Annotated in this window: 10 protein-coding genes; 4 read left to right on the top strand and 6 right to left on the bottom strand. The window is 59.2% G+C overall.

The window, feature by feature from the left end; translation table 11 throughout:
* Positions 1-16 precede the first annotated feature (16 nt).
* Entirely contained in the window at positions 17-1,018 is a 1,002-nt protein-coding gene (locus tag ACX80J_RS04670; protein ID WP_459347010.1) for a substrate-binding domain-containing protein, read from the top strand.
* 40 nt (positions 1,019-1,058) lie between these two features.
* Positions 1,059-2,612, top strand: a complete 1,554-nt coding sequence (locus ACX80J_RS04675; RefSeq protein ID WP_459347011.1) for a sugar ABC transporter ATP-binding protein — start codon at positions 1,059-1,061, stop codon at positions 2,610-2,612.
* A 150-nt stretch (positions 2,613-2,762) separates the two neighbouring features.
* Here ACX80J_RS04675 and ACX80J_RS04680 read toward each other — a convergent pair whose 3' ends face one another.
* The 3 genes from ACX80J_RS04680 to ACX80J_RS04690 all read right to left on the bottom strand — a co-directional run bounded on the left by ACX80J_RS04680 (position 2,763) and on the right by ACX80J_RS04690 (position 5,263).
* Positions 2,763-3,968, bottom strand: coding sequence for a MalY/PatB family protein (locus ACX80J_RS04680; protein WP_459347012.1), 1,206 nt, complete (start codon positions 3,966-3,968; stop codon positions 2,763-2,765).
* A gap of 87 nt (positions 3,969-4,055) precedes the next feature.
* On the bottom strand, positions 4,056-4,499 hold the full coding sequence (locus ACX80J_RS04685; RefSeq protein WP_459347013.1) for an ACT domain-containing protein: 444 nt from the start codon (positions 4,497-4,499) through the stop codon (positions 4,056-4,058).
* A 140-nt stretch (positions 4,500-4,639) separates the two neighbouring features.
* Positions 4,640-5,263 (bottom strand): TetR/AcrR family transcriptional regulator, encoded by a 624-nt coding sequence (locus tag ACX80J_RS04690; RefSeq protein WP_459347014.1) that lies wholly within the window; start codon positions 5,261-5,263, stop codon positions 4,640-4,642.
* A 343-nt stretch (positions 5,264-5,606) separates the two neighbouring features.
* Between ACX80J_RS04690 and trxA the strand changes: the two genes are divergently transcribed.
* Positions 5,607-5,933 (top strand): thioredoxin, encoded by a 327-nt coding sequence (trxA, locus tag ACX80J_RS04695; RefSeq protein WP_459347015.1) that lies wholly within the window; start codon positions 5,607-5,609, stop codon positions 5,931-5,933.
* 87 nt (positions 5,934-6,020) lie between these two features.
* Entirely contained in the window at positions 6,021-6,380 is a 360-nt protein-coding gene (locus tag ACX80J_RS04700) for a carboxymuconolactone decarboxylase family protein (RefSeq protein ID WP_459347016.1), read from the top strand.
* Between the two features lie 323 nt (positions 6,381-6,703).
* Here ACX80J_RS04700 and ACX80J_RS04705 read toward each other — a convergent pair whose 3' ends face one another.
* The 3 genes from ACX80J_RS04705 to ACX80J_RS04715 all read right to left on the bottom strand — a co-directional run bounded on the left by ACX80J_RS04705 (position 6,704) and on the right by ACX80J_RS04715 (position 11,222).
* On the bottom strand, positions 6,704-7,576 hold the full coding sequence (locus tag ACX80J_RS04705) for an extracellular catalytic domain type 1 short-chain-length polyhydroxyalkanoate depolymerase (protein WP_459347017.1): 873 nt from the start codon (positions 7,574-7,576) through the stop codon (positions 6,704-6,706).
* Between the two features lie 628 nt (positions 7,577-8,204).
* Complete coding sequence (locus ACX80J_RS04710; protein ID WP_459347018.1) at positions 8,205-10,664, bottom strand: glycoside hydrolase family 2 TIM barrel-domain containing protein; 2,460 nt, start codon at positions 10,662-10,664, stop codon at positions 8,205-8,207.
* A gap of 276 nt (positions 10,665-10,940) precedes the next feature.
* Positions 10,941-11,222 carry a winged helix-turn-helix domain-containing protein gene (locus ACX80J_RS04715; protein WP_459347019.1) on the bottom strand — a complete coding sequence of 94 codons (282 nt, stop codon included), beginning with the start codon at positions 11,220-11,222 and terminating at the stop codon, positions 10,941-10,943.

An 11,222-nucleotide genomic window follows, 5' to 3' on the forward strand; every position in this document is an offset into this window, starting at 1 on the left:
ACTGGAAGGAATATCAATGAAGATCACATCCCCCCTGAAGATCACAGCAACAACCGGATTCCTGGTGCTGGCTCTCGCGGCTTGCTCCAACCCGGCCCTCGACGCACCGGAGGCAGGAAGTGACACCGGCGAACTGCCCGCATCGTGCAGCGAAGAAAATCCCGTCATCGGCGTCGCGCTGCCCAACACGATCAACCCCTACTACGTCGCGATGCAGGACAGCTTCAAGACCCACAGCGAAGAACTGGGTTTCGAAGCGAAGATCGCCATCGCCAACGACAGCGACTCGACGCAGCTCTCACAGATCGATTCCTTCATCCAGCAGGGTGTCTGCGCTGTCGCCCTCAATGCCGTCAACTCAGGACCGGGCGCGGCAAGCGTCAAAGCTCTGAATGCAGCCGGCATCCCCGTCTTCACCGTCAACGTCATCATCTCCCCCGACGACCTGAAGACCCAGAACGCGTCCTTCGTGCAGTATGTCGGAGCGGACCAGGTCGCAGGTGGCACCCAGATGGGCGAGCTGGCCCTGAAGGATCTCGGAGCGGACGCGGAGATCGTCGCTGGAATCATCGGCAACCCCGATCAGATTCCGACCAACCAACGCGACCAGGGGTTCACGGACGCACTGTCGCAGAACCCCAACGCGACAGTAGTCCAGACCGTCAACGGGAAAATCGACCCCAGTGTCAGCCTGCAGGTCACAGGTGACCTCCTGCAGGGCAACCCCGACATCAACGTCCTCTTCGCGGATGCCGGCCCGCACGCGGTGGGTGCCCTTCAGGCGGTAGCGCAGCAGGGCAAAGCCGACAAGGTAAAGGTCTACGCGTTCTGTGCGGCCGATCAGCCTCTCACCAGCACCTACGCGGGTTGCGCAGCTCAAGAGCCTGCCCGGTACGCACAGATCGTCCTCGACAACATGCAGAAGCACCTCGACGGGGAGGACGTTCCGAAGGAAGTTCTCGAGCCCCTGAAGGTCTTCGTAGAGGGCCAGACCCCCGCTCCCGGCGAAGTCGGATAGCCCACCCGATGGCACACATGGCACAGATGGGAGAAGCGTCATGACCTCAGGCCTTGTCGTATCCAGCATTTCGAAGTCTTATGGACCCACCAATGCACTCACCGACGTCAGTCTCACGATCAGGCCCGGAAGCGTCGTAGCTCTGATCGGCCATAACGGTGCAGGCAAGTCGACGTTGCTTCGTTCCCTGTCCGGCGCTGAGGTGCCGGATACCGGCTCCATCGAGGTGGACGGACTCTCGGATCAGTTCCAGTCCCCCAGCGACGCAACAGCGGCCGGAATTGCCTGCGTCTACCAGGAACTGAGCCTCGTTGATGAACTCACGGTCGCCGAGAACCTCTTCCTGGGCACCGAGCAACGAACCGGTCCGTTCCTGAACCGCAAGGAGATGAACCGCCGGGCCGACGATCTCTGCCAGGAGTACGGCATCCCGGCACGGGGAACCGACCTCGTCGGGAAGCTCCCGGTAGCACAACGTCAGTTGTTGGAGGTGGTCCGCGCGATCAACAGGAACGCGAAATATCTCCTCCTCGATGAGCCGACAACGGCGCTCGAGCAGGAACAAGTCGAGAACCTTCTGGGCATCATCCGACGTCTGACCGCTGAGCGCGGCCTCGGTGTCCTGCTGGTCGACCACAAGCTCGACGAGGTGTTCGCCATTGCCGACCATATTGTGGGTCTGGCCAATGGGCGCATTGTTCTCGATAGTCCCATCGAGACGGTGGATCGTCTCGCTGTCATTGACGCCATCGTAGGTGACCACGCCACCGTCGATGACAGCCTGATGTCCAACGCCGAACTTTCCATCGCGGACCTCGAAGTACTCGATGAGGCGAAACGATCAGACAGATTCGGTGAGGTTGTCCTGACGGCGGAGCGCCTGAGTGGGAACGGTCTGGCCGGTGTCTCACTGGACGTCCATGCGGGAGAGGTCCTTGGTATCTACGGACTGATCGGTGCGGGACGATCACGTTTCCTGCGAAGCGTCTTCGGAGCTCAGGCCATCGCTCAAGGACAACTCACCCTGCACGGGAAGGAATACAAGCCGAAGGAACCAGCGGATGCCATCTCCAAGGGAGTCGCGTTTCTCTCGGAGGAACGCAAATCGGACGGCTTCATCCCCCAGTTCTCCTCGGTCGACAACGCAGTACTGCCCGTCCTTGACCGCTTCACGACTTCCGGGGTGCTCAACTGGAAAGGCCTGCGAAAATCAGCTCGGGAGTCGCTATCGCAGGTGACCATACGAGGAGACATCAACAACCCCATCACCTCACTCTCCGGAGGTAACCAGCAGAAGGCACTGTTCGCCCGCGCAACGATCCAGCAGCCCCGGCTCCTCCTGCTCGATGAACCCACCAAGGGTGTCGACATAGGGGCGAAGAGGGAAATCCACCGGATTATCAAGGACCTCGCCAGGGAAAAGAACGTGGCCGTGATCGTTGTCTCCTCGGAGGAAGAGGAGCTGACGATGCTCGCCGACTCGATCGTGGTCTTCCGCCATGGAGCATGCGACGGAGTCACCTACCCCCGGACCGGGATCACCGCAGCACAGCTGCGCGAACTGGCCTGGGCCGACGCGTCAGAAGCCGTCTGACACCAACGCACTACTGAGAAGCACTATCGCTCAGGGGCTGCTACCACGATCTGGTAGCAGCCCCTGTTCTGTGTACACGACGCCCTTCGTAGACGCCCCGCCCATCGCCGAGGAGCCTATGCTTTTTCCCAGTCGCCTCGGTACAGCTCGTTAAGTCACGCGCCCCATGCGCGTTACTGCTTCCGTGACAATCTCCGGGTGGGTGGCAAAGTTTAGGCGGACGTGTTGATGCCCGCTGCTACCGAAGACGTGTCCGGAGCTGAGCGCTACTCTCGCTTGGTCGAGGAACAGCTTCGCTGGCCCTGCCAGATCGGTGACCACGGCAAGGTCTTTGGAGGAACAGCTCGGCTGGGTCTGAAGGTAGCTGCAATCCAACCACGCCAGGTATGTTCCTTCAGGTTGGACGTACCCGGCTTGAGGGAGGTGTTCCGCGACGAGCTGGCCGAAGAGGGTCCGGTTGGCGTCCAAACCCTGCAGCAGCGCGTCGAGCCACGGTCGGCCGTATTCCAGTGCCGCTGTATGAGCGATGAGTCCCAGATGGCTTGGGCCGTGGCTGACTTCCTCCGGCAAGCGGGCGAGATCCTCCGCCGCTGTGGAACCGGCCACAGCGAGAGCCGCTTTCAGGCCTGCGAGATTCCAGGCCTTCGACGCTGACATCACAGCGAATCCGTCGTCAGCACCCGGCACACTCAAGTATGGGACGAATGTGGCTCCGGGAAGGACGAGGGGCCCGTGGATCTCGTCGGACACGACGCGCACCCCGTACTTTGTCGCTAGCTGTGCGACTGTAGTGAGCTCGGCAAGTGTATGGACTGTACCTGTCGGATTGTGCGGATTACACAACAGATAAGCGGCTTTTCTCCCTTGTCCGGTCACACGGACGAAAGTGGCTTCGAGGTTCTCGAAATCGATCCGATTATCCGGACCGAGAGATGATTCAACGATCTGCCGACCATCGTGGGTGATGAAGGCGTAGAAGGGTGCGTAGACAGGTGGGTTGATGATCACCGCATCCCCGGGGGAGGTGACCAGTCGTAGCACTTCGACGATGCCCATCATGACGTCGGGCACGATGGCGGTCCTATCGATCTGCAGGTCCGCCCAGCCCCACCTCGCGGCCGCGAAGGATGAGAAAGCCTCGGCGTAGGAGGTGCCGTACGGGTAGCCCGTGTCGCCGGCGTCGATTGTCCGATGAAGTGTGTCAGCTATTTCGGGGGCGAGCCGTACATCCATTTCAGCGACCCACAAGGGTAGGACGTCTTTTGGGTGCGCCCGCCACTTCATACTCGTGCGCTGACGCAGCTCGACCAGGCTGAGCTCCTCCAGGGGGTTGAATGCCCTCACGTCAGTCGTCACTGATAACTCCTCGGATCGCATGTGTTTCTCCTTCGAATGCTTAGTTGAAAGGCGAGTCGAACATCCAGGGCAGTGGCGGGCATACCGTCAGCTGGCGTGTGTAGTTGGCGCGAGCGTGTTGCCTTCGGTCCGCACGTCATAACCCTCGTCACGGAGTGCTTGCAGAGACTGATCAAGGGAATAATCTCGAACCAGGAGAAGGTCGCTGTCGAAGGTTGAGAGAACGAAGACGCCGAGGTCCTGGGCGGCGATCGTGGACGTCAGGCCGGCGACGATACCGGTGAGGTCAAAGGGGATCGGCCCGTCGACGTACAGACACCGCCACCCCCGGTCCTCCTCATCGGCGGCAGGGTGTGAGTCTTCTGCGGCCACGACGGATAGTTCCTGCGGTGTGCGGGTGATCGACCACAGACCCGAGAGTGTACCGACCTCGGCCAGAGGAGTGTCTGGATGAAAGCGGTAGATGCTGAGGCGCTCGGGAAGGAGGGTAAGGGTGGTACCCGCACTCGGGCCGTGATCGGATTCAGTCATAAGTGGTCACTTTCAGTGCGGTCGTCGAAGCAGTAGTAGGCGACGTCCTTGTCGCTTCATTTCGTCGGACTGCTTGTCGATCAGCGGTCGGACTTAGAGGAACCTGCGCAGAACCGTAGTGCTGGTGCCTGGTTGCATCGTCACGCATATTCGGATTCGTTCTGCGGCTGACTCAGCATTGCCTGTACGACTTCGGTCGCCAGCCGAGCAGCTGCGACCAGTTCGTTCTTGGGAGCACCCGCGGCTGCCTCGACGCTCAGGCCATACAGCGTGGTCATGATGAAGCGTGTAAGAGCTTCACAACCCGTCGTGGATGAAAGCTCTCCCTCAGTCACTGCCCGGATGATGCGTTCCAGGACCATAAGCCTCATGCTCTCCCGTGCCTGCGAGAGCATCTCTACGATCTCGGCGTGCGGTTCTGCCAGCGACAGGCCGGACTGGACTGTCATGCATCCAGCCGGCAACTCCGGATCGGTGAAGACGTCAATACGCCCCAGGAGCAATGTTGTGACGGCGTCGTACACACCCGGCGCGGCGATAGCGGCTTCCATCTGCACGGTCCTCTGACACATGTAGCGGCCCAACGCCTTCTCGAACAGGTCGCGCTTACTCCCGAACGCGGCGTACAGGCTGGGCGGATTGATTCCCATGGCTGCAGTGAGATCAGCGATCGACGTCCCTTCGTAACCCTGACGCCAGAAAAGCTCCATTGCCCTCTGCAGGGCAGCCTGATCATCGAACCCACGCTTACGTCCTGCAGGCATCGTCTACCTTCCATGAAGTGACGGATCAAAGAGTGCTCAATCACCCTCGCGATTTTCGTAGTGTTCGCTACAGTGTATTCTAACCATTGTGTAACAGTCACTACAGATACGGTTGGGGTGAACATCATCAAGGTCGTACCGCGACTGTTCTAGGTTGGACCAATCAGGAACCTGATCTGGCTGACCGATCGAAGTCGACACGAGAGCCTCTTCTCGTCCCAGACCACGCCGGTTTCACCATTGGTGAAGTCGGCGCCATCGATGGTGGCAGTTCGCGACTCTGACACCCCGAACGCTCTCGTGCGTTCATCGAGCAAATTCCTATGCGAAAGGACATACTCCAATGTCAGTACGGCCCGCTACAACAGCAACTTTCCAGGCCGAGGTCCTTCAGAGCGACCTCCCAGTCCTGGTCGACTTCTGGGCCCCCTGGTGCCCGCCCTGCCGTGCCGTCGGGCCGGTCCTTGACCAGATCGCCGAGGAACGGGTGGGAAAACTTGAGATCATCAAGGTCAACATTGACGAGAACCCCGAACTCGCTCGGCAGTACGCCGTTTCGTCCATCCCCGCGTTCCGGATCTTTAACAACGGTGACGTCGTCGGCTCCTTCGTCGGCGCTATGCCCAAGAGCGCCTTCGAAGATCGACTCTCAGCCCACATCGCACGCTAGCTCACCGCTGTAGGGCACCAAGATTCGAAATAACGCCACAACTCAGCGGTCAGAGAACCTAGGGAACTACCGAGAAAAGGACAACTCATGACCTACCACGAACACACAGATCACAAATATCTGCGCAACCTCCGCACAGGAGCACCAGAAGCCGTAAAGGCCTTCCTGAACTTCGACGAAGAAGCACTACGCGGGTCATCGAAAGTCATCCCGCGCAAAACGACCGAACTCATCGCTGTCGCGGTTGCCCTGACCACCCAGTGCGCCTACTGCATAGAAGCCCACGTGAAAGCCGCCAAAGATGAGGGCGCCACAGCAGAAGAACTATCGGAAACGGTAATGATCACCACCGCGCTCCGAGCAGGCGGCGGCTTCGCCCACGGCTTCATGGCCATGAAATTCTTCGAAGGATCTAGCCCCGCCAATCAGTCGAATCACGCGCACTAAAACATGGCGTAAAGAGTAAAGGCAGAAATGATGGCCGAAGGTGAATGCCTGATGCCCTTGGCAACGTCATGATACTGGCCGTGCTTTGTCCGCGCTATATCTGTGTTGATACGGTCTGGTCGCAGCCACTCACTGCGACCAGACCGCCCATATGCCCATCACTCGAAGTATCGCGCTTTGAATGATGAGCTGGTCATTGGCTCGAGCTATTGCGGGCGTTGCTATGCGCTGGGTCGCAGTGAGAAGCCCGACAGCCGTGCCTCGGGTCTGCCGAGCTGGTAATACGGCACTGCAGACGTTGTTGGTTCAGGGCTGACAGTTACTTAACCTCGTCGGTGATGTGCTTCGAAGAAGTCCCACATTGCCTGAGACGCGTCGATGTCCTGGGTCGAGTAGCCCAACCCAACGGCTTCGAAAGGTACCCGACTGCCCGGCCAACTGTGCCCGCCATTGACGACTTCGTAAGACACGACATCTGCATGCTTCGAGCACTTACTCCAGGTGTACTGGTTCACGTCAGGGCTGTACTGCTTGGCTACTGGACCGACGCGACAGTCGTTCAGCTCAGACCACTCCTGTGCAGCTACTTGCGTGCTGTAACCCCAACGAGGGTCAGTATTGCCTTCGTATGGATTGGTGGCGTCTGCTGTCCCATGGAAGGACACCACCGCAACTGGATGGCTAGGCTCGCAGGTACGTATTGCAGGAGCTGCGAAATCGGGCGCAAGGCTCCGCCCTGCTCGGAGTCCCGCCACAGGCGCAATTGCTGCGAATACGTCGGCTGCCTCACATGCCAGCGCCGAAGCCATACGACCGCCCCCGGAATACCCAGTTGCATAAACCCGCCGCGGATCAACACATCCGGCGTCATCGATTTGCTCGACGACCGCGCGTAGAAAGGCAACATCATTGCGTGCGTCAGGTGCTGGGAAGTTACCCAAGGTTAGTGGCACCTCTGGGACGTTCCACCCCCACGTCGCCCCAATGGGTCCGCCTGTGGAAAAGGAAATGTCTCCCTCAGGGATTGCAACAATAAACTGCTCTGCATCGGCGACATTCACAAGTCCGGAAATTAATGCCTGAGAACCGGCATTGTTACCGGAGCCGTGGAGGTCAAGGACCAATGGAAGCCGCTTATGGCTCAATGCGGTAGGTACGTGTACCTGCACGTTGAAGACTTCATCTTCGAAGCTCACTGCAAACACCGATGAGCCACTAGGTAAGGCTCGAGCGCACGATTCGCGATTTACCATGCTCTCCGGCGACACAGGCGAAGGGGCGGCAGTTGCTGCCGGCATCGAAAGCAGTCCACTGGTCAATGCTACCAATGCGGCAGTGACGCCAACGAGGGCAATACGGGCTGCTGATCGAGGTGCAAAGTGGACCTTACAAGACCGTGCTTGAACTACAGGGGACTGGGCTGCACTGTTGAAAAGCTCTTCAGAAGTGTTCATGAAGACTCCATCGTCTAAAAAATAGTCGCTGACTAGCACGTGCTAGCTATCTGGGATGATATTAGCAAGAAGGGACGTTTAGGACAAGGCTGTCGATTCTCTGTGGAGCGGTTAGTCCCCGTTCACGACATGAATACCACCGGCTGAGTAGATCGGTCTGTCAGCGGCACGGTGGGCCATAGTGCCTTCGAAGTATGCGGCGGTGCCAGGGTGTATGGAACATCAGAATGGTTGGACATGTACGTTAGGCCGAACGGTCAGCTCCGGTCGATGGGTGAGAATTCCGCCCGTTTATTGGAAAGCAGATCCTCCCGCTGAAGGGTTAGGTAAAATAGGGATCCTCAGCCCTTTGAGCGTGGAGACTGCTTGCTCAACTACCGGTTTTTGTAGCTGGCTCGTGGGTTCCAACGTCGATGACCGTCGCGTAGGTCGCGGTGTACCCCGCTGCGGAGATCTGCACCCGTATCTCGCCTGTCGTGGTGGCGCGCACGATAGCTAGAGCGCGGCCGTCGAAAGTCTGCGTAGTCATCCCGTTGTAGAGCGTCGCTGTTTTCGGATTTGCGCTCCCCAGCGCCTGTAGAACGCCTGCACCAGATACGGAGACGTTGACGTCGGTGTCATTTTGGGCGAGCACCGTCCCGGCCTCGTCGACGATTTCAATGTCGAGGAAGACGAGGGAACCTGGGACGACGGTCTCGTGTGCCGGGTCTATGGTTGCCAGGATTGTTGGTGAGCTGACAGCTGAATTGAGGGAATGCCGGCCCTGCTCGGAATCACCGGTGTAGGCGACTGCTGTGAGTTCGCCTGGTTCGTAGGGAACGGTGAATGCCGTCCGGTAGCGCTGGTCCGGTCCGGAACACTTCCTGTCGATGACGCGGCCATTGAGTAGGAGTTCGACTTCGGCCGCATGGCTGTACACCTCGACGACGAGTTCGCTTCCCGTATCAACGTTCCAGGTCCAGCTTGAGACGCTATCGGTCCAGGCCCACGCGCTGGGGAACGGCCCTGTTGCAGTGTTACCGGGCCTTAGAACGGCTATGTAGGGTGTGATACGGCGCCCGAAAACAATCTCCCGGTAGTAGGAGGCGGGCCGGCGATGACCGGTGATGTCGATGTCGCCGCACCATGCGGCGATCCAGGGGTACGACGCTGAGAGACCGTCGTCGGACACAGGCGCAGAGCGACCGATGCCGACTTCTCCCAGGTAGTCCCAGCCGGTCCAGGTGAAGTCGCCCAGGACCTGAGGGAGCTTTTTGACCAGTGCCCAGTTACGGTCGATGTTCCACGGGTACGTTTCTGTCCCGATGATAAGGCGGTTGGGGAATTGCTTTGCGTCTTGTTCATAGCGGACATCGAGATAGTTGAGGCCTGCGATGTCGAGCAGTCCGAAGCTTTCCTCGGTCTTTTGCGTGACGAGATCAGAACTGCCGATTGCGTTGAAGTACTCATTGGCGGTCGTCATGATCGTGTTGATCCCCATGGCTTCTAGTGCACCTCCGGGGCCGTGTTCGGTCGAGAGCTGCTTCAGGTCGCTCATCACGGCGAGAAGGCCGTTCACGCCATTAGTGATGTAGCGGGTGGGATCCAGGCGACGCAGTTCTTCGGCAAGGTGTCGACCAGTGATGCCGCCAGCTGGAGAACCCGTCTCGGGTATCTCGTTACCGATGCAGTACATGATGACGCTGGGATGGTTGCGGTCCTTTTCGACCATGGACAACAGGTCTGCCTGCCACCAGGTCGGGAATGCCAGACCGTAGTCAAACCCGGACTTGGTGGATGTCCACATATCAAACGTTTCATCCATGACATACATGCCGATCCGATCGCAGGCTTCCAGAAGAGCCGTGCTGATGGGGTTATGGGCTGATCTGATGGCATTGAATCCTGCCTCCTTCAGGATGCGTACGCGCCGCTCGTCGGCGTCCGTGAAGGTTGCTGATCCGAGGATCCCGTTGTCGTGATGCAGACATGTGCCACGAAGTTCGACCGTCGTTCCGTTGATGCGTAGCCCGTGGATGGGATCGAGTTGCAGCGTGCGGATCCCGAAATGCTGATGAACTTCGTCGAGAACAGGTCCATCGTGCGTTCGAACGACCACCGTGGCGGTGTAGAGCTGTGGTGTCTCGGCGCTCCATGGTTTCGGGTTCTGTACGTACAGGCGTTGGCGGGAGGTTGCCGGTTGCCCTGGTGCTGCGGTTGTTGGTACGGAGCCGGAGGCGACAATCGTTCGGTCGTCGGCCATGATCGTGACGTCGATACGGGCCGTAGCGAGGCGGGAGGAGAGGGTAGCGACTGTTGCCGATACCTCGATTACGGCAAGGCCCGGCTCCATGTCGAGCGTTGTGATGGTGAGGCCATTTGGCACGATGTGGACTTGATCGCCTTGTAGGAGCCACACGTTCCGGTAGATTCCGGCGCCGGTGTACCACCGGGAGTCCTCGTGGGCGCGGGCTTCGACGAGTATCTCGTTGTCAGCATCAAATTTCAGGTACGGGGTCATGTCGATGGTGAATGCTGCATACCCTGAGGGGCGCTGACCGGCGAAGGCGCCATTGATGTAAACCATGGCATCGCGGTACACCCCTTCGAATTCCAGCAGGAGTCGCTGATTGCGTGCCTCGTCGGGCAGTGTGAGTGAGCGCCGGTACTGCACGGTGGCGCTGGGGAAGAACGCGTTTGCCGGCCGCCCCTCGACGGTGCGGTCCCGTCCGATGAGAGCGTCGTGCGGCAGGGTGACATCTTCATAAGCCGCAGCCGGCGAGGAGACTTCATCGAACGGGTTGATCTTCTCGCGCATCTGCCAGCCGCTGTTGAATGACGTTTTCTTCATCGCGTTCTCCTACCTTCGGGGTGAGTCACCGTTATGGTGGTCTTGGGATCAGTGCCAGCTTCGTGCAGGACCGTGGAAACCAGGTGGATGAGCCTTATGGACGGTAGGGGCGACGGTGGGTGAGGGCTTTGCCCACCCGCCCGGTAGGCAAGATCTTCTGTTCCGACGAGGTTTAGGGGTATGAGGGCTTTCGCATTTCGAGCGTGCAGGTCGTCTGTCCGGCGAGGATCCTTGCGTAGCTGTGTTTGGGTGGTCTGGGTGCGATGGAACCTGAGTTCAGGTGCTGCTGGCAGTGACGAGGGTCGCTCGACGTCCAGAACTTACTGTCGGCTGAGTGATAGCTTTGTGTTCCTCGACGAGGATCTTTACGAGGTTTGACACAGTGGCTTGTGACAGTCCTGTGCGTTCGGCAAGTTCGCGTTGTGTGGCCGGGCCGTTATCGTGCAGGTCACTGGCGAGCGTTTGTAGATTGCGTGCCCTGAGGGCTTGCTGCGACCCTGACCCGTGCCGGTGGTCATTTGTCTGTCGGGCATAAGTGGGGCGAGTAACGGTCATCAT

The organism is Arthrobacter rhamnosi, assembly GCF_054510975.1.

Bases quoted from the DNA above. Each gene is read 5' to 3' on its own strand.
- ACX80J_RS04670 (WP_459347010.1), top strand. From the start codon at position 17: ATGAAGATCACATCCCCCCTGAAGATCACAGCAACAACCGGATTCCTG.
- ACX80J_RS04690 (WP_459347014.1), bottom strand. From the start codon at position 5,263: ATGCCTGCAGGACGTAAGCGTGGGTTCGATGATCAGGCTGCCCTGCAG.
- ACX80J_RS04700 (WP_459347016.1), top strand. From the start codon at position 6,021: ATGACCTACCACGAACACACAGATCACAAATATCTGCGCAACCTCCGC.
- ACX80J_RS04710 (WP_459347018.1), bottom strand. From the start codon at position 10,664: ATGAAGAAAACGTCATTCAACAGCGGCTGGCAGATGCGCGAGAAGATC.
- ACX80J_RS04715 (WP_459347019.1), bottom strand. From the start codon at position 11,222: ATGATGACCGTTACTCGCCCCACTTATGCCCGACAGACAAATGACCAC.
- ACX80J_RS04685 (WP_459347013.1), bottom strand. From the start codon at position 4,499: ATGACTGAATCCGATCACGGCCCGAGTGCGGGTACCACCCTTACCCTC.
- trxA (WP_459347015.1), top strand. From the start codon at position 5,607: ATGTCAGTACGGCCCGCTACAACAGCAACTTTCCAGGCCGAGGTCCTT.
- ACX80J_RS04675 (WP_459347011.1), top strand. From the start codon at position 1,059: ATGACCTCAGGCCTTGTCGTATCCAGCATTTCGAAGTCTTATGGACCC.